Origin of the sequence: Nocardia nova NBRC 15556 (assembly GCF_001613005.1) — a bacterium.
GTDB lineage: Bacteria > Actinomycetota > Actinomycetes > Mycobacteriales > Mycobacteriaceae > Nocardia > Nocardia nova.
This window is the reverse complement of sequence record NZ_BDBN01000051.1, coordinates 26,505-50,629: the sequence shown is the minus strand read 5'-3', so window position 1 is coordinate 50,629 and position 24,125 is coordinate 26,505. Positions and strand designations below refer to the sequence as shown.

Here is a 24,125-nt window from a genome sequence, read left to right as displayed (position 1 = left end):
TTCGGCGCCCGTCATCAGCTCAGCCGTTCGTGATCGACGGTGGGCGCCTGCGTGGAGGTAACCCGAATATCGTTGTGAATGCGCAGTTTCGGCGCGTGCTCGCGCACGATGTCCTCCAGATCGCTGCGCTGCTGTTCGCTGCCGACCTCCCCGCACAGCACCACCACGGCGCCGCGGATGGTCACCTGCACGCCGAGTTCGGCGGTGCGCGGGTCCTCCGCGAAAGCCCGCCGCAGATTCGCGACCAGATATTGCGGCAACACCTCGTCGCCCGAGTCCTGAGCCATGACCTCACCTCCGATTCCGAGATCCTCGATCAGCGCCAGAAACGCCCGCGCGTACGGCGACACCGCGGTTTCTTCCCGCGCGCGCCGCCAGTCGACCTGTTCCCGCAGATCCCGGGCGATCGCCAGCAACCGCGTGAAATCGAGCCGGTGCGGGTCGAGGACCATCAATTTGTCCACCATCAGATCGGTGCCACTGAGCACCGGAGCCGCCGCCGGGCCGATCCGCATCCAGGTCGCGCGGCCCAGCAGATCGTCGTCGACGTTGCGGTAGTTGGGCCGGAAGATCAAGTCCACCAGCGTATTTCCGTCGTACACCTTGGTCAGCCAGTCCTCGGGCGGGTCGACGGCGTGCAGCCCGGATGCGGTCAGGATGTCGCGGGCGCGGCCGGCGTCGACGGGTTTGACGTAGATGTCGACATCGTGGTCGCTCGCGGGACCACCGCGGGCGTAGACCGCACAACCGCCGCCGACCGCGAAGTCGATCTCGTGGGCCAGCAGCGCGTTCACCACCTTGGTGAGCGTGTGGAGCAACTGCTCTATCGAGGCAGTCATAGCGGGCGCATACCCGCCGTGGGCAGCGGTATTCACGGCGTCGCGACGGCCTGCGGCGCGGTCTCCTTGATCTTGGCGTTGGCCCAGCGCATTTGCCGCAACGTCTCCGGATGGCAGTCGGAGGCCAGTTCCAGCAGTTCGCTGTCTCGCCCCGCCTGTGCCGCCTGCGCCAGGATTTCCCAGTTCACCGAGACCACCGCGGCGTGGCTGTGAATCTCGCGCAGATCGCGCAGCAACAGCAGGGCGGGCGCATGGCGGCGCCCCACCAGGGTGCCGAGCGCCCTCCGGACCGATTCCACCGATCCGGCGGCCGTCACCGGCGAAGGGTCCAGATGCAGACCGCGGTCTTCCCCGACGGCGGCCAGTTTGCGGCGATGGTCGTCGGTCCAGACCAGCAGGTCCCGGCACACGTGGTGGACCTCGTGATCGGTGCGGTGCCGGTCGGCGGTGCGGATCAGCAGCTTTCCCAGATGGGTCTCGCTGCGGTGTATCTCGGCGAGCATGGCGTCCAGGTCGTTCATCGCGCACTCCGCTCCAGTTCGACCGCGGGTGTGGTGACACGTTCCGATCGCCGGGCGGGCCGGACGAGTTCCACAGCGGCGGCGCCGGACTTGAACAGCGGTTGTTTCGAGACCGGATCCCACTCGGTGGGGGTGAGCTCGTTGGCGGCGGTGCCGTCCTTACCGGCGGGGCGATCCCCGGCCGCGGTATCCCAATAGCCGTAGTGGAACGGAAGGAAGACCACGCCGGAGCGGATGGCGCCGGTGCGCAGCCGGGCCGTCACCTGCCCGCGTGGGGTGCGGATGCGCAGCAGGTCGCCGTCGTCCCATCCCTCCCGCCGGGCGTCCTCGGCCGCCATCTCCACCCACACCTGCGGCGCGGCGGCCTGCAGTTGCGGTGCGCGGCCGGTCTTGGTGCGCGTGTGGAAGTGATAGAGCGTACGACCGGTGATCAGCGCGTACGGATATTCCTCGCTCGGCGTCTCGTGCCGCGGCAGGTACTGCGCCGCCTTGATCACGGCGCGGCCCTCCGGGTTCAGCGCGCGATACTCGGTCGGCTCCAGCGGAGCACCGGTGATCAGGTCGCGACCGTAGGTTTCACAATCCTGCGGCGCCGCACGGAATGTCGCGTCGGCGTACAACCGCTCGGTGCCGTCCGGATGCTCCTCGGTGCACGGCCATTGAATGCCACCGCGCGCGCGAAGTTTCGCGTAGGTCATGGCCGAGTAGTCGCACAGGCGCCCCGCGCTGCACCGCTTCCACTGCTCGAACACCTCCTCCGGCGTCCGCCACGGCAGCAGCGGTGCGCCGTCGGCGTCGCGCAGATCCAGGCGGCGGGCGTAGTCGAGGAAGATGTCCAGGTCGGGCCGGGCGTCCCCGGGCGGCTCGACGGCCTTCTCCGACAGGTGCACGGTGCGGTCGGCATTGGTGAAGGTGCCGGTCTTCTCACCCCAGGTCGCCGCGGGCAGCACCACATCCGCCAGTTGCGCTGTCTCGGAAAGGAAGATGTCCTGCACGACGAGAAACAGTCGCCGCTGCGACAGCAGGGCGCGAACGCGCGCGAGTTCGGGCGCCGACACCGCCGGATTGGTGCCGTTGACGTAGAGGAAGCGGATCGACCCGTCCTCGACGAAGCGCAGGATCTGCATGAGATGCGTCGGCGCGCTGAAGTGCGGTATGCGTTGCGGGTCGACATTCCACAGCCGGGCCAGTTCTTCGACGTGAGAATCGTTGGCCCAGTTGCGAAATCCTGGCAGATCGCCGTCGGCCCCGCATTCCCGGGTGTTCTGCGCGGTGGGCTGGCCGTTCATCTGCAGGACGCCGCAGCCGGGCCGGCCGAGCATGCCGCGAATCAGGTGAATGTTGTTGACCTGCACCGCGGCCGCGGTGGCCTGATGGGATTGGTAGAAGCCCTGCAACACGGTCGACAGCACCCGCTCGCCCGTGCCGATGATCCGCGCCGCGGCCCGCAGATCGGCCTCCGGCACATTACAGACCTGTGCCGCGCGTTCGGGCGTGCAGTCGGCGACCTGTTTGCGCAGTTCGTCGAATCCGACCGTATGCGCGTCGATGTAGTCGCGGTCGATCCAGTCGTTGCGGATCAGCTCGTGCAACAGCGCGTTCATCACCATCACATTGGTGCCCGGGCGCGGCGCCAGATGGACGGTGGCCGCGCGCGCCACCTGCGTGGTGCGCGGATCGACGCAGACGAGGGCGGGCGGATTCGGGCCGCGCAGGCGATCGAGCATGCGCGCCCACAGCACGGTCTGGGTTTCGGCGACGTTGTGGCCGTAGAGCGCGATCACGTCGGCGTAGTCGACGTCGGCGTAACTGCCGGGCTGCCCGTCGGATCCGAAGGATTCCTTCAACGCCTCACCGGCGGTGGCGGTGCACAGCCGGGTGTTGCCGTCGAGATGATTGGTGCCGATGCCGCCCCGGGCCAGGACGGTCAGCGCGTAGTACTCCTCCAGGAACAATTGCCCGGTGGTGTAGAAGCCGATCGAGCCCGGCCCGCGCTCGCCCAGCAGCTCGCGGGTCCGCTCGGCCACCATCGACATGGCTGTGTCCCAATCGGTTTCGACCAGTTTGCCGCGCCGGCGCACCAGCGGGGCCGTCAGCCGGTCGGGTGAATTGTTGGCCTGCCAGCCGAAGAGGTCCTTCGGTCCCAGCCGCCCGCGGTTGACCCGATCCCCGGCGCGGCCGCGCACTCCCACGATGCGTCCCTCGTGCACGGCGATATCCATGGCGTCGCCGTTGGAGTGCAGCACCGAGGCGGTCGGCACCCAGCGTTCCACCATGTCCTCGCGCACACCTTCGGCCAGGAACATATCCACGCGCTCCGGCCACGCCTGGCCGGGGCCGTACGGAGTTCGTGTTCCCCACGGGTGTGCGATGCGGTCGTGTTCACTCGTCCCGGCCGTATCTGTGCCGGATCGGATATGCATGGTCACCTCGGAGACGAAGTGTGGCGGACGAAGCGGACCGGTCCTGGCGATAGCCCAGGTCTGTGTGCGCCATACCCGCGCTCACCGGGTTGTAACTGCTTCGCGCTGTTTGCGGCGGTCCGGTGCGGTTACCTTCGGAGATACGGGCGAATCGTCGGCACTCGAAGGGAGCAGCGATGGCCACCGCATCTGTACCTCGGCATCGGGCGCGGGTTTCCCCGGTGCAGGCCGCGGCCTATCTGGTCGGGGCGGCGTTCCTGGTGGTCGGGGTGCTCGGGTTCATTCCGGGCGTGACCACGAACTACGACATGCTCACCTGGAGCGGGCACCATTCCGGCGCCGAACTGTTCGGGGTGTTCCAGGTCTCGGGGCTGCACAACACCGTGCACCTGGTGTTCGGCGTCGCGGGTCTGGCGATGGGCCGCACGACGATGACCGCGCGGACCTACCTCATCGCAGGCGGTGTCGTCTATCTCGCGCTGTGGGTGTACGGACTGGTCGTGGACAAGGAGTCGACCGCGAACGTCATTCCGGTCAACACCGCGGACAACTGGCTGCATCTGGGCCTCGGCGCGGCGATGCTGCTGTTCGGCCTGTTCCTCGGCCCGGCCGACCGTCCCATCCTGTTCGAGGGCTCTCCGCAGCCGGGACGGCCGGAGTCCGCTCCGCCGCCCGGGACCGGCCACGGCCGGACCGATTGACGGGCCGATCAGAGGATCGGCCGGCCGCCGGTCACGGCGAGCCGCGCGCCGGAGATGTAGCTGCCGTCGTCGGAGGCCAGCAGCACATAGGAGGCGGCGAGCTCGGCGGGTTGCCCGGCCCGACCGAGCGGGACGTCGTCGCCGAAGTTGCGCACCTTCTCCACCGGCATGGTGGACGGGATCAGCGGCGTCCAGATAGGACCGGGCGCCACGCTGTTGACGCGAATTCCCTTCTCCCCCAACATCTGCGCGAGACTGGCGCAGAAGTTGGCGATCGCCGCCTTGGTGGCGGCGTAGGGCGCCAGCGTCGGTGAGGGCATATCGGAGTTCACCGAGGAGCTGCCGATGATCGAGCCGCCCGCCGGCATATGCGGGACGGCCGCCTTCACCAGATGGAACAGCGCGCCGACATTGAGCTTGAACGTGTAATCCCATTCCTCGCCGGAGATCTCGTCGAGGCTTTCGTGCGTCATCTGATACGCGGCGTTGCTGACCAGCACGTCGATCTTGCCGAATTCGGTTGCGGCGCGGTCGATGACGGCCTTGCAGTGTTCGGGATCGGAGAGGTCGCCAGGTACCGCGACCGCCTTGCGGCCCGCCTGCTCCACCAGCGCGACGACCTGTTGGGCGTCCTCGTGCTCGTCGAGGTAGGAGATCAGCACATCGGCGCCCTCGCGCGCGAAGGCGATGGCCACGGCCCGGCCGATTCCGCTGTCGGCGCCGGTGATCACCGCTGCCTTTCCGGTGAGCTTGCCCGATCCCTGATAGCTGTCCTCCCCGCAGTCCGGTCGCGGAGACATCTGCTGTTGCACCCCGGGGACCTGTTGCTGCTGCTCCGGAAAACCCATCGCGATCTCCTGTCGACGTGGCGGCGGTGGAAGCCCCGCGCTTGCGTGGAGCCTCAGCACTCGCGCTACCCGCGACCACGGCGGGCAAACCGGCGCCACGCTCAGGGGGCGATCAGCCGCCGGGCCGCGAGAACGGTGGCCGCGCGCCGGTCCTCGGCATCGTCGTCGTGCAGGGCGTGGACCGCGGAGGTGCGGGCGAGATCGGTCAGCAGGGTCAGCAGCGTCAGCGGATGGAAGGTGCCGGTGATGACCCCGGCGCGCTGACCGCGGCGGATCTCGGCGATCTTGGGTGCGACCGCGCGGCGGATCGCCTCGTCGGCGCCCGGGATGTCGGTGCGTTCGATCTCCGCCCACGCCTGCAGGCGGGCGTTGTCGGGGTTTCGCAGATAGTGATCGAAAAGCCTGCCGACATAGGACGGCAGATCGCCCGCGTCCAGGGCGGTCTCGGCGGTGGTCTCGGTCGCCCACTGCTCGGTCACCGCCGCGTAGAGATCGTCCTTGCCGGCGAAATAGGCGTACAGGCGATCCTTGCTGGCATTGGCCGCCTCCGCGATCCGGTTGATCCGGGCTCCGGCCACGCCGTAGCGGGCGAACTCCGCCTTGGCCGCGGCGAGGATTCGCTCCCTGGTGGCATGGCCTGCTGCGCGCATGCCGCGGATCCTATCTTGCCGAACCAGTTGGTTCGGGTGTAGGTTGCCGAACCAACTGGTTCGGGAAACTGTGGAGGATGCGATGACCGGGACGACCGAACGCTGGCGCGAGCTGGCGGCGCAATCGAGCGGGGTAACGACGGACGAGCTGGACCGGCTGTGGGCCGACCTCGCGGTGGTACGCGCCGAGGACATCCTCGGCGAATGGAAAGGCGCCGCCTTCCGCACCGGACATCCGCTGTGCCGCGCACTCGACAAGAGCGGCTGGTACGGCAAGACCTTCCATTCGACGATGGATGCCGAACCGCTGATCTGCCGCGCCGAGGACGGCACGCTGTTCTCCGATGTCGAATTGGGCGGCGGCAAGGCCACGCTGTGGAATATCGAATTCCGCGGCGAGGTCACCGCGACCATGGTCTACGACGGCCGCGCGGTGTTCGACCACTTCAAGCGCCTCGACGACAACACGCTGATGGGCATCATGAACGGCCGCCCCGAATTGGTGCTGGCCGGCGGCGAATTCTTCTACTTCCTGCTCGAGCGGGTCTGAGCCGTGCCGCTGACCACTGCCGCGCTGTCGCGTGATCCGCGGGCTCCGTTCAGCCTCGAATCCGTCGCGATCGACGAGCCGCGCGCCGACGAGATCCTGGTCCGGATCGAGGCGTCGGGCATCTGCCACACCGATCTGGTCTCCCGCGCCGCCGGCGCGTCCGACCGCCCGGTGCTGCTCGGCCACGAGGGCGCGGGTGTGGTGGAGACCGTCGGCGCCGGGGTGACGGGTGTGCGGCCCGGCGACCGGGTGGTGCTGACCTTCCGGCACTGCGGGAACTGCCGCAACTGCCGTCTCGGCCGGCTGCCGTACTGTGCGCGATCCACCGCGTTGAACCAGTTCGGCGGCCGTGCCGACCGCTCGCCCCGCATCACCGTCGACGGCACGCGCGTGCGCGACGGTTTCTTCGGGCAGTCGAGTTTCGCCGGGTACGCGCTGAGCACCGCGGACAACACGATCGTCGTCCCCGCCGACACCGATCCGGTCGTCGCCGCCGCGCTGGGCTGCGGTTTCCAGACCGGCGCGGGCGCGATCCTGAATGTGCTCGCCCCCGAACCGGATTCGCAGATCCTGATCTACGGCGCGGGTGCGGTCGGTATGGCCGGACTCCTGGCCGCGCGGACACTGCCCGGCACCACGGTGCTGGTCGTCGAACCCTCGGCCGATCGCCGTGCGCTGGCCCTCGAACTCGGCGCGGCCGCCGCGCTCGACCCGGCCGACGTCGAGACCGCCGCCACGATCGCCGAACTCACCGGCGGCGGCGCCACCCATGCCCTCGACACCACCGGCCGCCCGGAGGTGCTCGCCGCGGCGGTGGCGGCCCTGGCCACCGGTGGCGCGGTGGCGGTGGTCGGCCTCGGCGTCGGCGTCCCGCAACTCGACATGCGCGAGATCGTTTTGGGCGGCAAGACCATTCACGGTTGCCTGGAGGGCGACGCCGTGCCGCAGCGGTTCATCCCGCAGTTGCTGGAGCTCTACACGGCCGGGCGGCTACCGCTCGACCGGCTGGTCCGGTCCTACCCGTCCACCGAGATCGGCACCGCCCTGGCCGACCACCACGCGGGACGCGTCGTCAAACCCGTTCTGACCTGGTAACCCGCGACGCGGCGCCGCACGCACTCGGCGCCACCCCCGAGTGATCCGTGTACGAGCGCGTGGCGCGGGTATGGCGTCAGCGTTGCCCACCGAGACCACGAGGAGGTCGCAGCATGACAACAGTCACCGAATCGGTCGATGTGCACGTACCGGTGACCACCGCCTACAACCAGTGGACCCAGTTCGAATCGTTCCCGCAGTTCATGCAGGGCGTCGAGCGGGTCGAGCAGCGCGACGACACGCACACCCACTGGACGGTGCACGTCGCCGGCGCGACGCGCGAATTCGACGCGAAGATCACCGAGCAGCACCCCGACGAGCGGGTGTCGTGGACCTCGGAGGCCGGTCCCCGGCATGCGGGCGTGATCACCTTCCATCGGCTCGACGAGGACACCACGCGCGTCACCGCGCAGATGGATATCGATCCGGACGGGTTCGTGGAGAACGTCGCCGACAAGCTCGGAATACTCGATCGCCGCGTCAAGGGTGACCTCGAGCGTTTCCGCGACTTCATCGAGGCGCGCCCACAGGAATCCGGTGCGTGGCGCGGGGACGTCGACCGGCCCCGGCCGTAGCGAGTGCCCGTGACCTCGCCCGCCCCCGGTGGTTCGACGCCGCTCGACGCCGAGCCGGTCGATGCCGTGATCATCGGCGGCGGGCACAACGGCCTGGTGAGCGCCGCGCTGCTCGCCGATCACGGCTGGGATGTGGCGGTGCTGGAAGCCCAGGACACCGCCGGGGGCGCCGTGCGCAGCGCCGAGCTGGTACCCGGCTACCGGATGGATCTGTTCAGCGCGTTCTATCCGATGGTCGGCGCCTCGCCGGCGCTGCGCGACCTCGGTCTGGACGATCACGGATTGCGGTGGAGCCGAGCGCCCATCGTGTACGGCCACCCGTCGAGCCCCGAGGATACGGATGCCGCCGTCGTGCATCCGGACGCCGAAGCCACGGCTGAGACGCTGGCTCGGCGCGATCCCCGCGACGGCCGCACCTGGCTGCGGCTGGTCGAGCAGTGGCGGCAGGTGCGCGAACATCTGCTCGGGTCGTTCCTCGGCCCGTTCCCGCCCGTGCGCGGCGCGGCCGGGTTGTGGCGCGATCTCGGCTCCGCCGAACTGTTCCGCTATCTGCGGTTCCTGATGCTGCCGGTCGGGCGGATGGTCGACGAATTGTTCCACGACGAGGCCGCCAAACTGCTGATCCTGGGCAACGCGATGCATGCCGATGTCCCGGTGGACGCCCCCGGCAGCGGTGTCTACGGCTATCTGCTGACCATGCTCGCCCAGGACGGCGGATTTCCGGTTCCGGTGGGCGGAGCCGGGGCACTGAGTGCGGCCCTGGTCCACCGCGCCGAATCGGCGGGGGCCCGGGTGCACTGCGGCCAGCCGGTGGACCGCGTTTTCATCCGCGACGGACGCGCCGCCGGGGTGATCACCGCCGCCGGCCAGGTGGTGCGGGCACGCAAGGCCGTCATCGCCGACATCGACGCGCCGACGCTCTACACCCGGCTGCTCGCCGACGCGGATCTGCCGCAACGGCTGCGCGCGGATCTCGAACGATTCACCTGGGACGCGCCGACCGTGAAAGTGAATTACGCTCTCTCCGAACCGATTCCGTGGCGATCGAAGCAGCTTCGGGCGGCGGGCACGGTGCATCTGGGCGCCGACCGGGCGGGGCTGGCGCGGTGGACCACCGATATCGGCACCGGCGTGGTACCGCACACGCCGTTCATGCTGTTCGGTCAGATGACCACGGCCGATCCCAGCCGGTCGGCGCCCGGCACCGAATCGGCGTGGGCCTACACCCACCTGCCGCGCGGGGTCACCGACGACGCCTCGGCCGACCTGCTGGCCGAACGGGTCGACGCCGTGCTCGAGGCCTACGCCCCCGGCTTCGGCAGCCGGATTCACGCACGAATCGTGCAGCGGCCCAGCGATTTGCACGGCGCCGACGGCAATCTCGTCGGCGGCGCGGTCAACGGCGGCACTTCCCAATTGCATCAACAGTTGGTGTTCCGCCCGGTTCCCGGGCTCGGCCGCCCCGAAACCGTGGTGCCGGGGCTGTATCTGGGCTCGGCGTCGGCACATCCGGGCGGCGGCGTGCACGGCACCTGCGGCGCCAACGCCGCCCGCGCCGCCTTGGCCGATTCCCGGCCCACCGGATGGCCGCGGCGAAAGTTGTTGTCCCGCTTGCACAGCGCCCTCTACGACACCGACCGCTGACCGGACGGAGACAGCTGTGGACCTGTCGATCACCGACGACGCTGCTGTCCTTCGGCGAGATCACGGTGCTGACCGACCCGAACTTCCTGCATCGCAACCAGCACGCCTATCTGGGTTACGGGCTGATCTCCCGGCGGCTGCCCGCCGGGCCGCGACTGCCCTTCGGACTCACCGTCACGATGGACGGGGCGCAGGGAACCGGACTCGTAGACCTGCTGCGACTGCCGCGCGCGGTGCCGGTGCACTACGACGACTACCCCGTCTTCGCCTCCCCGCTCGGCGATTTCCGGGACCGGATGGGCCGGCGCGGCTGGGCCGACCGGATCGTGGAGATTCCGCGCGGCGAAACCGTCGTGCTGTGAGCGTCATCGGCACGTGTACGACGCGCCGCGCTGGGCATCCGGCCTGCAAATACCCGGCGAACAGGAGCACATCATGAGATCACCGCATCGTCTGCTGGTCACCACCGCCGCCGCGATCGGCCTCGGCTTGGGCGCGACCGCGGTCGGCGCGGCCCAACCGGCCGCGTTGTCGGCACAGGACAGTGATTTTCTCGTCGCCGTCCACCAGGGGAATATGACCGAGATGCTGTCGGGGGCCGGTGCGGCGGCCATGGGTACGTGTCAGCAGGTCCGCGATCTCGGTCCCGTTCTGGTCGCGGACCACACCCGGCTGGAGGCGATGGGCGCCGCGGTCGCGATACCGAACGGCGTCGCCCTGCCACTGATGCCGACCGCCGACCAGTCGCAGCAGATGCGCGACACGGCGATGAAGACCGGCCGCGACTACGACCTGGCCTGGCTGCACATGCAGGAAGGTTTCCACGTCCAGACGCTGCAGGCGGGCGCCACCGAGACCGCGCAGGGCAGCAGCCCGCAGGTCACGGCGCTGGCACAGAACGCCGCGCCCGTGGTTCAGCACCATCTGGACATGATTCGCGACGCGTTGGCGGTGTGCTGATGGGCGAGGTCACGATGGGAGTCCCCGGGTCGGCCGAGCAGGTGTTCGCCGTGCTGGCCGACGGCTGGTCCTACGGCCACTGGGTGGTGGGGTCCACCCATATGCGCGACGTGGATCAGGACTGGCCGCGAATCGGCTCCCGGATTCATCACAGCGTCGGCGCCTGGCCGCTGATGGCTCAGCAGGCCACCCGGGTGGTGGCCGTGGACCCGCCGAACAGCATCGAACTGGAGGCGGAGTTGTGGCCGCTGGGAGTGGCATGGATCCGGCTGGCGATGACGCCGATCGATGCCGACACCACCGAGGTGAGCATGAGCGAGGAGGTGATTCGCGGGCCGGGCCGGCTCATCCCCGACGTGCTGCAGACCCTGGCCCTCAAGCCCCGCAACAAACAGTCGCTGGCGCGCCTCTGTGATCTGGTGGCCTCCCATTACGTCGACACCCGCAAGATCGATACCCCTCGGCCCGGCACCCTCGCGCCCGACAACCCCGAGCCGTAGTCGCCGGCATTCCGTAGTCACCGGCGTTCATCGCGGCCGATGGTCCGGCCGCTGATCCTGGCGCGTCGGGCGGCCCGGGCGAAACCGCATCGGCTCCGGATTCAACGGCGGGCTGCCGCCGGAGGTGTGCTCGCGCAAACCGGCGGCAAGCTCCGTCGCCACATCGACCGCGGAATGCGCCGGCCGCCAATCGAGTTCACGCCGCGCCCGCTCCGCCCGGACCAGACAGGCCCGGTCGGCCAGCTTCAGCCAGGAGGGGTGCAACGGCAGCAGTCCGATTCGCCAGCCCGCGAAGGCGGCGGCGCTCAGCACCGGGCGGGGGACGGGCAGCCGGAATCCGCCGAATATCTCGGTCAGCGTGGGTGGGGTGAGCACGGGTTCGGCGGCCAGGTCGAACGCGCCGGTGGCCCGCCGCACCAGGATGGCCCGGATCGCCGCGGCCACATCCTCGGCGTGCACGAGCTGCAGGCGAAGCCGCGGCCACAGCGGCACCGGCAACCACGGGCGCCCGACCGCAGAACGCGGCAGCCAGGGCCCGAGCAGCCAGTCGCCCAGTTCCGCGGCCGCGTCGGATTGGGCGATGCCGCACGGCCGGATCCGGGCGAGACCGACCGCCGGTCGTTCGCCGGCGAAGGCGTCCAGCCGCCGTTCCAGTTCGGCCTTGCCCTGACTGTAGGCACCGCCGGGTACGCCGTCGCGGGGCTGCTGCTCGTCGACGCGGGTCCAGCGCGGCGCGGGCGAATAGGCCGCCACCGACGACGCGACCGTCAGATGCGCCACGCCGCTGTCGGCCACCGCGCCCAGCACGTGGTCGGTGCCGATCCGGTTGGTGCGTTCCAGTGGCGGGTCGCTGCGGCGCGGATGCACCGCCCAGGCCAGGTGCACCACCGCGTCCGCCCCGTCGAAGGCCGCCGCCAGCATGGGACGGGCCGCGGGATCTCCGATATCGCAGGCGAGCCAGCTTGCGCGCGCATACGGTTCCCGGTCGGCGAGCGGTGGCCGCCGGGCGATGGCGACGACCTCGGCGTCGGGCAACGCGCGCAACAGTGCCGTGCCGACATTGCCGCTCGCGCCCGTGATCGCGATACGCATACGCACCCTCCCCTACACCGAACAGCCGTCCGCGGTCGCCTCGGCCAGTTCGTCCACCACGTCGGCGATCGCTCCGCGGCGGCGCAGCGCGGCCGACTGCCGCCGGGCTCCGTTGCCGCGGGCGGTCACCGCGGCGATCGTCTCGGTCACGAACCGCTCCTCCTCGAGTTCCCGCAAGGCCGGGGTGACATGGTCGACGAGCCGGGCCAGCCGGATGCGGGCCGGTTCCACCCGGCCGTCCAGCGGATCGACGCCGTCGCCGTCGAGTCCTTCGCGCGCGGACTTCCAGTAGGCGGCGCGCAGGGTGGCGGCCGGTACCGCGGGCGCCCGCCGGCCGCGCCGCACCTCCGCACGGCCGACCACGGCCGCGGCACGTACCAGGCTCGCCAGCAAGGCCGATTCCTCGGCCGTCACGGGAACGTCGCTGATGCGGATCTCCAGCGTCGGGAAATGCGTTGAGCGGCGAATATCCCAATAGACCATGCCGGTATCGAGGATGCTGCCGCAGGTCAGCATCATGTCGACCGCGGCGTCGTAGTCGGCGCAGGATTGGAAATACGGTGGCGGACCGGCGCTGGGCCAGCGCCGCCACAGCACATTGCGCCAACTCGCGTATCCCGTGTCGGTGCCGCGGTAGACCGCGGAATTGGCTGTGAGCGAAAGGAATACCGGCAGCCAAGGCCGCAGATGATTGCTGATCTGCACCGCGGTCTCCGGATCGTCCACCGAGACGTGCACATGGCAACCGCACAGTCCCTGTTCGTGCGCGAGCATGCCGAAATGCTCCTCGATGCGGCGGTAGCGCGGCGTATCGGTGACCGGATAGGCGTCGGGCACGGTCGGCGGCACTCCGGTCGCGAGCAGTCGCGCGGTGTTGCCGGCCGCGGCGCGCACCACGGCGGCGCGCAACTGCCGCAATTCCCGCAGCAGATCGGCCGCGCGCGTATGCACCGAACTACTGGTTTCCACCTGACAGCTGGTCAGCTCCAACTGCAGATCGATACCGGCGTCGCATGCCGATCGCGCGACCTCGCGGTTCTTCGGGACCGGGGCTCCGGAGACGGGATCGACCAGCAGGAACTCCTCCTCGACCCCGAACGTCACATCGGCGGCATCCATCGGCTCACCCGCCCGGCACAGTTCATGGCTCGGAGATGCCCGGCGACCGGACCCGCAAACGCATTCCGGCGCGGATCGAGGTTTCACTCGGCGGGTGCGGGTAGCCGCCGCACGTGACCATTTCAGGACTACGAGAGTTGACCGAGCGCCCAGGGCCTTTCGCATCGGTCTACATCGAGACCGTCAGCGATACCGAGGATGCCGCGCACCAGCAGCGGCTGCGCAGCCGCGCGGTCCGCGAGACCCTGGACGAGGACGGTGCGGAAAGCGCCGTCCTCGACGCCGTCGAGCGCGGTCTGTCGGATCCACCGCCGGGGCGCGCTGGACAGGCGGTCATCGCCGACGTCGACGGTGTCCTGCTCACCGCGGCGCTGCCAGAGCCGCCCGCTCGCACCACCGTGCGACTGTCGGACATGCCGTATCTGCTGCCGCTGCTACAGCTGCGCCCGCCCGCCGTCGCCCACGTCGTCGTGGTGGTCGACGATCGCGGCGCCGATCTGTACACGGTCGACGGCGACGGTCACCGCACCGACCGCCGGACCGAGGGGGCGCATCATCCGGAGCACAAGGTGCGCGGTGGCGGGTGGTCGCATCGCTCGATGCAGAGCCGGGTCGAGGAGACGGTGCGCCGGACCATCGATGCCACCGCCGAGGAGGTGGTGCGCCTGGCCGACGGGGCCGCCGCCGGGCTGATCGTGGTGGCCGGCGAGATCAGCGCGCGCACCGCGCTGGTCGGCGCGCTGGCCTCACATCACCGGCAGGTCGTACAGCTCGACGGCTTCACCCGGCAGGCGAACGACGACCGGGCCGACCTCGACCGGCGGGTCGCCGAGGTGCTGCAGGACCGGGCGCGAGCCCGATTTCGCGACCTGGTGGACGGATACGAACAACGCCGCGCGCACGAACTCGCGGTGCAGGGCCTGCCCGGGGTCGCTGCGGCGCTCACCGAGCGCAACGTCGAGACACTGCTGATCGACCCCGCCGTCATCGGCGACCGGGCCGTGCACGCCGGGCCGGATCCGACCGCGGTGCAGGCGTCGGACCTGCCCTCGGGCCACAGCAACCTCCGTCGCGCCGACGAGGCGCTGCCGCTGGCCGCGCTCGCGGCCGGCGCCGGCATCGTGACCATCGATCGAGATCCCGTTCCGACCGACGGCGTCGCTGCCCTGCTCCGACACCGGTGATCCGCGAAAGGAGAGGACGATGGACCGAGGAAACACCAAACACGGTGCGCGCGAGGACGATCGCCTGCGGCACGAACTACAGGGGACCTTGCGCGGCAACCGTTCCAGCCGCGCCGAACAGTGGCGCGATCCCGAACCACCCGCCGACGACGACCCGGAGCTCACACCCCCGCACACCACGACGCCGGAGGGCGCCGAGCACGACCGGACCGGCGAGGTCGACTGATCGCGTGCACCTCGAATCGGCGATCACTGCGCCGGTTACGGCCGAGCAGCCGGGGTACTTCTCCTGTACCGAGAACGATCCGCACGTAGCGCCCTATTCGTCAACGGCGACGGATACCCGCAATTCGGTCCCGCACAACGGAGTGCACCGGTGCGAGGCGTGCGACGGATCGTCTCTCCGGACGGGGCGGTAGTCACAGCAGGCATGGAGACTGCCGCGACGGCCGGCACCGACCTTACGGACGGTGCCGGACGATCTCTCCGATGATGTTGTGCCAAAAGATTTTTCGTGAGGTCGTCCCACCCGAACCGGGTGGCGACGCATGCGTCGGGCTGTCGCGCCCTCCCTCAATTCGATTGAGCGTCAGGCCAGGGAGACGATCAGCGCGATCGCGACGGCGACGAACACCAGTACGATCGCCGCGACGATGACGATCAACATCGCCCCGCTGGCGGGGAAATGGTGACGGGTGCTCGGCTCGGGCGCCGAGAGGCCCGAGGTCTGTGCCGTATCCGGCGGGGTGGAACCGGGGGCTACGCCACCACCGGGTTCCAGGTCCGGAGTCTTGGCCGGGTCCGGATCCATTGCAGACATGTTCGGCGTCCTGTCCGGGGCGAAGCGCCCCTGATCGTCGTCGGCTCTCACTGCAGCCCATACCCCGCACCGGCGCGGGCAACCACGCCGGTGCGGGAAATCGGGCGAAACCTGGGCCTGTGGCGCGGCGACAGACGGCCGCGATCGCGACGCACAGGTATGTGTTCGCCCTGTCCGGGTAGGCGTGAGATATGACCGACACACCTCCCCTCGCCCTGGTGACCGGCGCGTCCAGCGGTATCGGGTTCGAGCTCGCCAGAGGATTGACCGAACGCGGTTACGAGGTGGTCATCGCCGCCGAGGACGGCCGCGTCCTCGACGCGGTGGCCTTCCGCTGATCGTGGACCGCTACGCCGCCGTCGACCTGCCCCGCACCACCACCGCGGCCGGGGCGGCACTGCTGCTCGGTCTGGGCGGGGTGCATCTTTACGTGCTGCTGCGCGAGGCGGGGCTGCCGAACTACCTGCGGGTGGGTTTCGGATTCCTGATCGCCTGCTGCGTCGTCGCCGCGGCGCTGGTGTGCGGGTCCCGCACCGCACGCGCGGGCTGGGCCCTGGGCGGGCTCGTCTGCCTCGCGTTCCTGGTCGTTTACGTGGTCAGCAGGCTCGCCGGGCTCCCCGGCCTGCCCGAGGTCCGAGGCTGGTGGGACAGCGCTCCGGGCAGCGTGGCCGGAGTCTGCGCACTGACCTTCCTGGCGGTGATCACCGCGATCGTGCTGGGTATCACCGTGGCGCATCCGCGGGCACAGCACTGGCACGACTGAACGGAACGGGGTGAAACACGATGACCGCCTTGGATTTTCCGGCCTGGCTGCGCATCGAACATTGGCTCAACGTGCTGTTTCTGACCTTCGCGATGCGCAGCGGTGTGGAGATCCTGTCGAGCTACCCGAAACTCTTCTGGCGCGACGACAGCAAACCCGGCACCGAATGGGCGCGATTCACCCGCAAACGGATGCCGACCGACAAGCTCTACGACACTCTCGACGAGGAGGAGAGCTACCCCTCCCTGATCGCGCTGCCCGGCCACAAGAAATTGGGTCTCGGCAGACATTGGCATTTCGCGACGGTCGCGGGCTGGATACTCGTCGGCCTCGCCTATTACATCCTGCTGTTCGCGACCGGCCAGTGGCGGCGCTACATCCCGACCTCGTGGTCGCTGTTTCCCGCGGCCTGGCACGACATCGTGACGTACATGAGTTTCAATTTGCCGCCGCTGCTGCCGGGGCAGCCGTTCGACGCGGTGCAGAAACTCGCCTACGCCGGAGTGATCTTCGTGCTCGCCCCGTTCCAGATACTCACCGGCGCAGCGCAATCACCGGCCGTAGAGGCACGCTTTCCGTGGTTCGTGCGTATGTTCGGCGGCCGGCAGTCGGCGCGCAGCCTGCATTTCCTGGGTCTGCTGGCCTTCGCGGTGTTCATCGTCATCCACGTGTCGATGGTGTTCTTCTGGAGCTGGGGCCAGCTCAGCGCCTTGATGATCTTCGGACAGGTGCGCAATATCAATTGGGCGATCGCGCTGTCGTTCGTGATCATCGGCGCGATCGTGCTGCTGCATATCGCGGCCACGGTGTGGAGCCTGCGCGACCCGCGATCGGTGCAGCGCGTGCTGGGCGCCTTCGTGCGCCGGCTGCGGTTGGGCCTGCTCCGGCCGCTGACACCCCGACAGGATTACTCGACCCGCGCCCTCTCGCCGGAACATCGGGTGAACGGCAAACCGCCCACGGCACTGCCGTACAAGGTGATGGCCGCGCACAATTTCGCCGATTGGCGCCTGGACGTCGGCGGTCTGGTCGAGCACCCGATGCGCCTGAGCCTGGACGATCTGCGCGCGATCGGCGAACCGCAGACCCAGCGGGTGCTGCACAACTGCGTACAGGGCTGGTCGAGTATCGGCGAGTGGACCGGACTGCCGCTGCGCGAACTCGTCGCCCGGGCCGGCCCGTTGCCGGACGCGAAGTATCTGTGCTTCCTCACCATGCAGGACACCGGTCGCGACGATCCGAGCGCCGACGGCGTCGGCCAGTTCTACGAGGTGCTGGATCTGGAGCTGGCCGACAGCCCGCAGACGCTGCTCGCCTATCGCATGAACGGCGAGCCGCTACCCATCGAACACGGTGCGCCGCTTCGGCTTCGGGTGGAGAACCAGGTCGGTTTCAAGATGGCGAAATGGATCGACCGGATCGAATTCGTCTCCGACTACTCCCATATCGGCCGCGGGATGGGCGGCTGGCGGGAGGACAACATCTACTACGACAAGGACGTCGAGATATGACGAACCAGCAGACGACGACCCCGCCGCGGCGACCGGAGAACATCGAACTGACCGAACGGCAACGCGATCGCGTCCTGGCCTACCTCGACCGACGGCGTGCACGCTGCCCCGCCTGTGGCGCAACGGATTTCCGTGTCGGCGATGCGCTGTATCTGGGGTTCCTGTTTCTCGACGAGGAACTCGACTCCTATATGGTCGCGCTGACCTGCGCGAATCCCGCATGTCCGGTGCCGCACACCGGAATCCGGATGCGCCGCGCTCAGTTGTGGCTCGAACCGGTGGCCTAGCGGGCGGGCTCGGACCGGCCGCCCGTTCGCGCCGGGGCCAGCCGGAAGCGCTCGATCGTCGCGGCGGCCGCGGCGAATTCGCCGGCCAGCCGGTCGAACCGGCCCCGGTCGGCCGCGGACAGGGCGTCACGTTCGCGGTAGTACACCACGCGCGGCAGCCGTCCCGACATCATCGCACCCCACCGGATGCCGAAGTCGTACACGACGCCGTCCGCCGCGGTCAGATCCGGGTCGGCGGCCAACTCTCGCAACCCCCGCAGCTGCTCACTCAAGATATCCAGATCCTCACCGACATCCACTGTGCCGGCACGGTTTTCGGACACGGCGACACCTCTCACAGTTGCGGCTTGGCGACGGAGACTACCTCGGGCCGGTCGCGGACGGTCAGATAGACCCGATGCGGCCCCACGGCGATCCCCGACCACGCCGATCCCTGCGCTCCGCGCGTCGGCAGGTCGAATCGGCGCAGCACGGGAATGGTGCCGTTCGCGTAGCCCTCGAAGCTGCGGGTTTCCAGCACCACCAGCTGCCGGTCCGTCGCGGCGTAGATGCGGGTGTCGTCGGTGGCCAGATAGCGGATCGGCGCGCCCAGGTCGACGGATCCGACCGTCTCGCTTCCGGATCCGTCGCGACGGGAGTCGAGGGCGACCAGCCTGCCCCCGGGCCGCGCCACGTACAACCGGGTGACCTTCGTGCCGTCCCCCGCCGCCGCGAGTACGGGTTCGTCGTCGGCGCCGGTTTCGTCCGCGGGTGAGGAACTGCCCTTGTAGTGCGCGCTCCCCCGCGGTCCGTAGATGTGGAACTCCACTTCACGGCTGCGGTTCGCCCCGTCGAGACGGGCTTGCGGACCCGCGTTCACGACCGTGGGCGCCCATGCGGTGCGGCGGTGCAGATCCACGGGCGTGACCGTGGCGCCGTCCTCGGAGAGCGCCAGCAGCATCCGCTCCCCGGAATCGAGGGCGAGATACGACGGCCGCGGTCCGGCGGACAGCGTGCCGGTATCGACCAGATCGGACAGCCGAATCGAGGCCACGGCCTGCCGATCGGTGGCGCTGACGAGCGCCGTGCCCTCGTCCACCGGGCTGATCTGCAGGTTCGGCCCCAAGGCCGGCAGGCGTGCCGAACCGACCGTGTCGCCGCGGCCGTCGGCCAGGCCGTTCACCTTCACCACGCGGTCGGGCGCCAGCGCCACGAGCGCTCCCGATCGGTAGGACCACACCGGTGCGTGCACGATCGCCCCGATAGGTGTCACCCGCACGGCGTCGGGTGCTTCCAATCGCGACCCCGGCGCCGAGCACCCGGCGACGGCCAGCACGGCCGCCGCCGGAACCAGATATCGTCGCAGCGCGCGCGTTACGCGGCCTGGGCCTGCCACATCCAATGCAGTTGCTCCAACCGGGCGGCGATATCGATGAGCAGATCCTGGGTGACCGGATCCGCCTTCTCCGAGGCGTCGATCCGCTCGCGCAGCCTGCGCACGACCGCGGCCAGGGTGGCGACGATCGCGCTGACCACGTCGCCGTCCTGCTGCCACCCCGCCGGGAACGGCTCGGCGCTGGAACTCTCCGCGACCGTGTGCGCGCGCCCGTCCGGGCTGACGCCGATCGCGGTGGCCCGTTCGGCCGCCGCGTCGGTGAAGCCGCGCGCGGTCTCGACCAGTTCGTCCAACGCCAGGTGGACGGTGCGGAATCGGGGGCCGATCACATTCCAGTGCGCCTGCTTGCCGATCAGGCTCAGATCGATCAGATCGACGACGGTGGCGCACAGCGCGTCACCGGCGATCCGTTGCTGTTCCGGCTCCAGCACCGTCGCGATCGGATCGGTGGTCGTGGAGGTCTTGGCCACGATGGTCTCCTTCCTCGCTGACAGTCATCACCTAGGCGACTGCTTGCGTGCACGACCTACCCGCTGCCGGCTACTCCAAACGAGGGGCCGGGTTCAGCCGGCGGCCATCGCCATCGCCAGATACACGACCATCACCGCGAACAGAAACCAGCCCGCGCCCTGCCATACCGGCCACGGCCGCCCGCCGCGCCACTGCCGCACGGTGATGACGAATGCGCCGATGCCGCCCAGCAACAACACGATTCCGGGCACCAGTCCCACGGCCAGCCGGGACGCGGTATCGCAGGCCACGTGGTCGGCGTTCGCGCACTGATCCCGCGAGGCCGCCCAGCCCAGGGCCACCCCGGCGACGATCGCCGCCACCACCAGCACACCGACCGCATACCGCACCGCCCGCCGGAAACTCGGCGGGTCACTCCAGCGGGGGTCGACCTCGCGTGCCATCGTCACCTCCGGCCCGTTCGTCGTGCGCTCGTCACCGTCGCACTACCCGATCACCGTGGCACTACCCGGCCTCTCGGCGAATATTCGATCGGGGCCCGGGGTGTCGTTTCGCCCCGGTCCTCCCGGGTAGGCGGTCGCTGAGGACCAAAGGAGGCCGATGTGCACCGCGAACCCGATCCGCACGGTGAAACCGATTCGCGCAGCCCAGCCGACCCTGCCCGTCCACCGCCGGCCCCCGGGCGATCACCCCACCGGCTGACCGGACTGCGCGCCGCGGCGGCACTGGCCGACCTCGGCCTGGCACCGGTCGCCGCCGGGGTGATCGCCCGGCGCCGCGGCATGATGGCGCTGCTGGAGCGAGTCGGCGCCGACGACCGCGCGGTCCGCAGGATGCATCGCTTGCGGCGTGAATTCGGCAGCGGCCCGGTCGAACTGGTGCTGCCCGGCCGGCGGGTGCTGGTGCCGCTGGATCCCGCCGACGTCTCGCGGATCCTCGACGGCGCGCCGACTCCGTTCCATCCCGCCAATCGCGAGAAGATCGCCGCGCTGCGCACCTTCCAGCCGCACGGGGTTCTCATCTCCGAGGGTGCGGCTCGCGAACAGCGCCGGCGCCTGAACGAACAGGCGCTCGACACCGACCGGCCGATCCACCACCTGGCCGATCCGTTCGCCGGGGTGGTCGCCGATGCCGCCCGCGAACAGATCCGCGCCGCGGTGCAGCGCGGCGGTCTCGACGCGGCGCACTTCACCACCGATTGGTGGCGGCTGGTGCGCCGGATCGTGCTGGGCCGGCGCGCCCGGGAGGACGACTCGATCACCGATCGGCTGTGGCGGCTGCGCGCGGCGGGCAACTGGTCCTATGCCGCGCTTCCGCATCGTCGCCTGCGCGAGCGCTTCTACGAACAACTCTACGACTACGTGCAGACGGCCGAAACCGACAGCCTCGCAGGCGCATTGGCGCAACTGCCGGCCGCAGGGGCGGTCGATCCGGTCGGCCAGATCCCGCATTGGCTGTTCGCCTTCGACGCTGCCGGTATGGCGACCCTGCGCGCCCTCGCCGTCCTGTCCACCCATCCCGAGCACCTGTCCCGTGCGCGGCTGGACGCGCACGAGCCCGAGCGCGCCATGCCGCGGCCCTATCTGCGGGCCTGTGTTCTGGAGTCGGTACGGCTGTGGCCGACCACCCCCGCGGTGTTGCGCGACACCACCGAGGACACCGAATGGGGCCGCGGCGCCGAGCGGTTCACCGTGGAAGCCGGTGCGGGCCTGCTGATTCCGGTGCCTGCCTTCCACCGCGACCCCGACCTCCTGCCGTTCGCGCACAGCTTCGACCCCGATATCTGGCTCGACGGGCGCGCCGAGCGGTATCCGCAGCTGGTGCCGTTCAGTGCCGGGCCCGCCCGATGCCCCGGTCGCGATCTGGTCCTGTTCCTCACCACGAGCCTGCTGGCGCATCTGATCGACGAACTGGATCTCGAGCTGCGCTCGCACCCGCAGCCCACCCCCGCGGCGGCGCTGCCGATCACCTTCGACAACTTCCGCATCGACTTCACCGCGCGGGCCCGCGCGCTCCAAGCGGCGCAGTCGCATTCGCCGGGAGGGAGGTGACGGTCATGCGTGTGGTCGTGGTCGGCGCCACCGGAAACGTCGGTACCGCGGTGGTCTCCGCGCTGGCGCGGCGTCCCGAGATCGACGCGATCGTCGGATTGGCCCGGCGGCTGCCGCGGCAACCGATCGACGGAGTGCGGTGGGCGCGTGCCGACATACGCTGCGACGATCTGCTCACCGAATTCCGCGGCGCCGATGTGGTGGTCCATCTCGCGTGGTTGTTCCAGCCGACGCATCGGCCGCTCGAGACCTGGCGCGCGAACGTACAGGGCACCGAACGCGTACTGCGCGCGGTCGCGCAGGCCGGTGTTCCGTCGCTGGTGTACGCGTCGTCGGTCGGCGCGTATTCCCCTGCGCACCACGATGATCCCGTCGGCGAGGACTGGCCCACGGAGGGCTGGCCTCCGGCCGGGTACATGCGAGAGAAGGCCTACGTCGAGCGTCTACTCGATCTGTTCGAGAACGAGCATCCGGACCGGCGCGTGGTGCGGATGCGGCCCGCCTTCACGTTCCAGCAGGCCTCCGCGAGCCAGCAGCGCCGCCTGTTCGCGGGCCCGCTGGTTCCGGGCAGTGTGCTGCGCCCGCCGCTGATTCCGGTGCTGCCCGTGCCGGCGGGTCTGCGGCTGCAGGCGGTGCACGCCGACGACATCGGCAGCGCCTACAGTCTCGCCATCGTCGACCCGAGTGTGCACGGCCCCTTCAACCTCGCGGCCGATCCGGTGATCGACCGCGCGAAACTCGGCGTATTGTTCGATGCGCCAACGGTTTCCGTACCACCTGGGGCCGTGCGAGCCGCCTTGGCAGTCGGCTGGCGCCTGCGCCTGGTCCCCGCCCCGCCCGACCTGTTCGACGCGATGATGCGCCTGCCGATCATGGATACCACCCGGGCCAGGCGCGATCTGGGCTGGACGCCGCGCATCGACGCCCTGTCCGCCCTGCGCGAAGTCCTCACCGGTATGAGTCACGGATCCGGCGGCGCCACACCACCATTGGCGTCCGACGCCGGCGGGCGGCTGCGGGTGCGAGAATTCGCCTCCGGTGTCGGCGGCACCGACCCGGTCGACCGCTGGGGCGCGGACCTGTGAGCGTCCCCGCGCGCCCCGACCACACGCTGAACCACGCGTTTCGCCACCGCGTGGCACCGCGTGTTACTTGCTACGAGAGACCTTGCCCCGAAGCCGAGTGTCGCTCGTTCCGCCGTACTCCTCATAGTGATAGGTCGCCGAGACCACCCGGCTACTGCCGTCCTCACACTTCGGATCACGCAGGCGAGTAAACGCGAACCCGCTGCCGGTACCGGGCTGATGCAGCAGCAATTCGGTTGCCGGCGGACCCGACCGAAACGGCAGCTCGTCTCGGAACGACAGCGCGGTCGGCGGGGTGGTTTCGACGCTGCCCGTGCCGTTACGCAGAGTGACCAGGACCCCGAACACGTTGTCCGGCCCGTTCTTCGGCGGAGACCACTGTGTCGCGTCGCCCGCATAGACGGTCGCCTGTCCCTCGTCCGTCCAGTCCGACACTTCCCTGCCGCAATGGGAGTTGGTGACGAGCCCGGCCAGGACACCGGACGGGGTGCCGCTGCCCGCGATCAGCGGCGGAATCGTGACCACCGCACCGACGAGAACGGCGACTGCCAGCGCTGCCCCGCCTCGCATCGAGGCGGAACGCGTCCGACCGGATCGGTTGCCGTACAGGTGCAAGAAGGCTGCCGTGAACGCTGCGGCAACGGCGAAGCACGCCGCGGCAACGCTCGTGTCGAGGCGTCCGGGTAGCTCCGGCTTGTAGTCGGACAAGGACAGCTCGGTTCCCACCCACTGAGCGAAGAAACTGGCAATCAGTCCACCCGCGATGGTGCCGCCAGGCGCGAACGGGTAGGGCAACAGCCCGAAAATGGCGGTGACGAACAGCACCGGGCTGATCACGAACAGGAACGGCCAATAGATCGAGAAGTTGACGGCGAATTGGCCACCCGCATCGAGATCCGGTCCCGAGAACAGTCCCCGCCCGATCGCCAGCCACGCCACAGCCAGCGCGCCGACGGCAATGACCTGCGCTGTGTACGCGAGACGGTTCAACCGATTCCACGATGCATCACGAGCAGACACCCGGTCACTATAGTGATTTCCCAAGCCGCAGCAGTGGGCGA

The 24,125-nt window shown here is 69.6% G+C and carries 29 protein-coding genes; 16 read left to right on the top strand and 13 right to left on the bottom strand.

Features of this window, described 5'->3' with window-relative positions; translation table 11 throughout:
* Positions 1–14 precede the first annotated feature (14 nt).
* From NN2_RS20770 to NN2_RS20760, 3 genes are read right to left on the bottom strand one after another with little or no spacing between them, the layout of a single operon-like run.
* Positions 15–839, bottom strand: coding sequence for a BON domain-containing protein (locus NN2_RS20770; RefSeq protein WP_063015570.1), 825 nt, complete (start codon positions 837–839; stop codon positions 15–17).
* A 32-nt stretch (positions 840–871) separates the two neighbouring features.
* Entirely contained in the window at positions 872–1,360 is a 489-nt protein-coding gene (locus tag NN2_RS20765) for a hypothetical protein (RefSeq protein ID WP_063015569.1), read from the bottom strand.
* On the bottom strand, positions 1,357–3,783 hold the full coding sequence (locus NN2_RS20760; RefSeq protein WP_082857149.1) for a molybdopterin oxidoreductase family protein: 2,427 nt from the start codon (positions 3,781–3,783) through the stop codon (positions 1,357–1,359). The genes NN2_RS20765 and NN2_RS20760 overlap by 4 nt, the downstream gene beginning before the upstream one ends.
* Before the next feature lie 176 nt (positions 3,784–3,959).
* Between NN2_RS20760 and NN2_RS20755 the strand changes: the two genes are divergently transcribed.
* On the top strand, positions 3,960–4,484 hold the full coding sequence (locus NN2_RS20755; RefSeq protein ID WP_063015568.1) for a DUF4383 domain-containing protein: 525 nt from the start codon (positions 3,960–3,962) through the stop codon (positions 4,482–4,484).
* Positions 4,485–4,492: 8 nt separating this feature from the next.
* On the opposite strand, the gene NN2_RS20750 is transcribed toward NN2_RS20755, so the two are convergent.
* Positions 4,493–5,332: a glucose 1-dehydrogenase gene (locus NN2_RS20750; protein WP_063015567.1), complete on the bottom strand. Its 840-nt coding sequence runs from the start codon at positions 5,330–5,332 to the stop codon at positions 4,493–4,495.
* Between the two features lie 101 nt (positions 5,333–5,433).
* The gene (locus NN2_RS20745) at positions 5,434–5,982 is read right to left on the bottom strand and encodes a TetR/AcrR family transcriptional regulator (RefSeq protein WP_030513844.1); all 549 of its coding nucleotides are present in this window, start codon (positions 5,980–5,982) and stop codon (positions 5,434–5,436) included.
* A gap of 82 nt (positions 5,983–6,064) precedes the next feature.
* Here NN2_RS20745 and NN2_RS20740 point away from each other — a divergent pair, with 82 nt between their 5' ends.
* The 7 genes from NN2_RS20740 (at position 6,065) to NN2_RS20710 (ending at position 11,306) form a co-directional block, all read left to right on the top strand.
* The gene (locus tag NN2_RS20740) at positions 6,065–6,532 is read left to right on the top strand and encodes a DUF4334 domain-containing protein (protein ID WP_030513843.1); all 468 of its coding nucleotides are present in this window, start codon (positions 6,065–6,067) and stop codon (positions 6,530–6,532) included.
* Positions 6,533–6,535: 3 nt separating this feature from the next.
* Complete coding sequence (locus NN2_RS20735; protein ID WP_063015566.1) at positions 6,536–7,627, top strand: NAD(P)-dependent alcohol dehydrogenase; 1,092 nt, start codon at positions 6,536–6,538, stop codon at positions 7,625–7,627.
* A 113-nt stretch (positions 7,628–7,740) separates the two neighbouring features.
* Entirely contained in the window at positions 7,741–8,202 is a 462-nt protein-coding gene (locus NN2_RS20730) for an SRPBCC family protein (RefSeq protein ID WP_063015565.1), read from the top strand.
* A gap of 9 nt (positions 8,203–8,211) precedes the next feature.
* Positions 8,212–9,846, top strand: coding sequence for a phytoene desaturase family protein (locus NN2_RS20725; RefSeq protein WP_063015564.1), 1,635 nt, complete (start codon positions 8,212–8,214; stop codon positions 9,844–9,846).
* Between the two features lie 65 nt (positions 9,847–9,911).
* Positions 9,912–10,208, top strand: a complete 297-nt coding sequence (locus NN2_RS20720; RefSeq protein ID WP_063015563.1) for an MBL fold metallo-hydrolase — start codon at positions 9,912–9,914, stop codon at positions 10,206–10,208.
* A 73-nt stretch (positions 10,209–10,281) separates the two neighbouring features.
* Positions 10,282–10,806, top strand: a complete 525-nt coding sequence (locus NN2_RS20715) for a DUF4142 domain-containing protein (RefSeq protein ID WP_146098665.1) — start codon at positions 10,282–10,284, stop codon at positions 10,804–10,806.
* Positions 10,806–11,306: an SRPBCC family protein gene (locus NN2_RS20710; protein ID WP_082857147.1), complete on the top strand. Its 501-nt coding sequence runs from the start codon at positions 10,806–10,808 to the stop codon at positions 11,304–11,306. The genes NN2_RS20715 and NN2_RS20710 overlap by 1 nt, the downstream gene beginning before the upstream one ends.
* Before the next feature lie 27 nt (positions 11,307–11,333).
* On the opposite strand, the gene NN2_RS20705 is transcribed toward NN2_RS20710, so the two are convergent.
* On the bottom strand, positions 11,334–12,398 hold the full coding sequence (locus tag NN2_RS20705; protein ID WP_063015562.1) for an NAD-dependent epimerase/dehydratase family protein: 1,065 nt from the start codon (positions 12,396–12,398) through the stop codon (positions 11,334–11,336).
* Positions 12,399–12,410: 12 nt separating this feature from the next.
* The gene (locus tag NN2_RS20700; RefSeq protein WP_063015561.1) at positions 12,411–13,517 is read right to left on the bottom strand and encodes a glutamate--cysteine ligase 2; all 1,107 of its coding nucleotides are present in this window, start codon (positions 13,515–13,517) and stop codon (positions 12,411–12,413) included.
* A gap of 113 nt (positions 13,518–13,630) precedes the next feature.
* Between NN2_RS20700 and NN2_RS20695 the strand changes: the two genes are divergently transcribed.
* Together NN2_RS20695 and NN2_RS20690 are read left to right on the top strand one after the other, a co-directional pair.
* Positions 13,631–14,701, top strand: a complete 1,071-nt coding sequence (locus NN2_RS20695) for an Rv2629 family ribosome hibernation factor (RefSeq protein ID WP_063910823.1) — start codon at positions 13,631–13,633, stop codon at positions 14,699–14,701.
* Between the two features lie 19 nt (positions 14,702–14,720).
* Positions 14,721–14,927, top strand: a complete 207-nt coding sequence (locus tag NN2_RS20690) for a hypothetical protein (RefSeq protein ID WP_063015559.1) — start codon at positions 14,721–14,723, stop codon at positions 14,925–14,927.
* 363 nt (positions 14,928–15,290) lie between these two features.
* On the opposite strand, the gene NN2_RS20685 is transcribed toward NN2_RS20690, so the two are convergent.
* A complete protein-coding gene (locus NN2_RS20685; RefSeq protein WP_030513833.1) occupies positions 15,291–15,521 on the bottom strand; it encodes a DUF6480 family protein in 231 nt (76 codons plus the stop codon).
* A 191-nt stretch (positions 15,522–15,712) separates the two neighbouring features.
* Between NN2_RS20685 and NN2_RS36445 the strand changes: the two genes are divergently transcribed.
* From NN2_RS36445 to NN2_RS20670, 4 genes are read left to right on the top strand one after another with little or no spacing between them, the layout of a single operon-like run.
* Positions 15,713–15,859: an SDR family NAD(P)-dependent oxidoreductase gene (locus NN2_RS36445; protein ID WP_082857141.1), complete on the top strand. Its 147-nt coding sequence runs from the start codon at positions 15,713–15,715 to the stop codon at positions 15,857–15,859.
* A 2-nt stretch (positions 15,860–15,861) separates the two neighbouring features.
* On the top strand, positions 15,862–16,284 hold the full coding sequence (locus NN2_RS20680; RefSeq protein WP_063015558.1) for a hypothetical protein: 423 nt from the start codon (positions 15,862–15,864) through the stop codon (positions 16,282–16,284).
* A 20-nt stretch (positions 16,285–16,304) separates the two neighbouring features.
* Positions 16,305–17,795: a molybdopterin-dependent oxidoreductase gene (locus NN2_RS20675; RefSeq protein WP_063015557.1), complete on the top strand. Its 1,491-nt coding sequence runs from the start codon at positions 16,305–16,307 to the stop codon at positions 17,793–17,795.
* Positions 17,792–18,082 (top strand): hypothetical protein, encoded by a 291-nt coding sequence (locus tag NN2_RS20670; RefSeq protein WP_197516737.1) that lies wholly within the window; start codon positions 17,792–17,794, stop codon positions 18,080–18,082. The genes NN2_RS20675 and NN2_RS20670 overlap by 4 nt, the downstream gene beginning before the upstream one ends.
* Here the strand turns inward: NN2_RS20670 and NN2_RS20665 are convergent.
* The 4 genes from NN2_RS20665 to NN2_RS20650 all read right to left on the bottom strand — a co-directional run bounded on the left by NN2_RS20665 (position 18,079) and on the right by NN2_RS20650 (position 20,371).
* The gene (locus tag NN2_RS20665) at positions 18,079–18,405 is read right to left on the bottom strand and encodes a hypothetical protein (RefSeq protein ID WP_146100881.1); all 327 of its coding nucleotides are present in this window, start codon (positions 18,403–18,405) and stop codon (positions 18,079–18,081) included. The genes NN2_RS20670 and NN2_RS20665 overlap by 4 nt on opposite strands.
* Before the next feature lie 11 nt (positions 18,406–18,416).
* A complete protein-coding gene (locus tag NN2_RS20660) occupies positions 18,417–19,457 on the bottom strand; it encodes a YncE family protein (RefSeq protein ID WP_063015555.1) in 1,041 nt (346 codons plus the stop codon).
* Positions 19,436–19,927, bottom strand: coding sequence for a Dps family protein (locus tag NN2_RS20655; protein ID WP_063015554.1), 492 nt, complete (start codon positions 19,925–19,927; stop codon positions 19,436–19,438). Before NN2_RS20655 ends, NN2_RS20660 begins: the two co-directional genes overlap by 22 nt.
* 93 nt (positions 19,928–20,020) lie before the next feature.
* Positions 20,021–20,371 (bottom strand): hypothetical protein, encoded by a 351-nt coding sequence (locus tag NN2_RS20650; RefSeq protein WP_063015588.1) that lies wholly within the window; start codon positions 20,369–20,371, stop codon positions 20,021–20,023.
* A gap of 255 nt (positions 20,372–20,626) precedes the next feature.
* On the opposite strand from NN2_RS20650, the gene NN2_RS20645 reads away from it, so the two are divergent.
* A complete protein-coding gene (locus NN2_RS20645) occupies positions 20,627–21,979 on the top strand; it encodes a cytochrome P450 (RefSeq protein WP_063015587.1) in 1,353 nt (450 codons plus the stop codon).
* A 5-nt stretch (positions 21,980–21,984) separates the two neighbouring features.
* Positions 21,985–23,064 (top strand): NAD-dependent epimerase/dehydratase family protein, encoded by a 1,080-nt coding sequence (locus NN2_RS20640; protein ID WP_063015586.1) that lies wholly within the window; start codon positions 21,985–21,987, stop codon positions 23,062–23,064.
* A gap of 63 nt (positions 23,065–23,127) precedes the next feature.
* Here NN2_RS20640 and NN2_RS20635 read toward each other — a convergent pair whose 3' ends face one another.
* A complete protein-coding gene (locus NN2_RS20635; protein WP_146098668.1) occupies positions 23,128–24,084 on the bottom strand; it encodes a hypothetical protein in 957 nt (318 codons plus the stop codon).
* Positions 24,085–24,125 lie beyond the last annotated feature (41 nt).